This is a genomic window from Paenibacillus sp. UASWS1643, from assembly GCF_008693195.1.
Classification (GTDB): Bacteria; Bacillota; Bacilli; order Paenibacillales; family Paenibacillaceae; genus Paenibacillus; species Paenibacillus amylolyticus_B.
The window spans coordinates 1-315 of sequence record NZ_VXKZ01000033.1; the positions used below are offsets into that span (position 1 = coordinate 1).

The 315-nt window shown below is 56.2% G+C and carries 2 tRNA genes and 1 rRNA gene; all 3 read right to left on the reverse strand.

Features of this window, described 5'->3' with window-relative positions:
• Window position 1 precedes the first annotated feature (1 nt).
• Window positions 2–74: transfer RNA gene (locus tag FE296_RS00155), tRNA-Ala, on the reverse strand.
• Between the two features lie 33 nt (window positions 75–107).
• A tRNA-Ile gene (locus tag FE296_RS00160) sits at window positions 108–181 on the reverse strand.
• 59 nt (window positions 182–240) lie between these two features.
• Window positions 241–315: ribosomal RNA gene (rrf, locus tag FE296_RS34190) — 5S ribosomal RNA — on the reverse strand; the annotation flags it as partial.

Below are 315 nucleotides of genomic sequence, written 5' to 3' on the forward strand. Positions count from 1 at the left end.
GTGGAGCCAAGCGGGATCGAACCGCTGACCTCCTGCTTGCAAGGCAGGCGCTCTCCCAGCTGAGCTATGGCCCCATACACTGTGTATTTCTTGTTGTGGTCTTGCAATGGGCCCTGGTGGACTCGAACCACCGGCCTCACCCTTATCAGAGGTGCGCTCTAACCAACTGAGCTAAGGGCCCTAATATATATCCCTTATTCCTTGGCAAGGGGGGCAAAAAAAATACCCCAAAGGGAAATCGCTTGGCGGCGTCCTACTCTCCCAGGACCCTGCGGTCCAAGTACCATCGGCGCTAGAGGGCTTAACGGTCGTGTT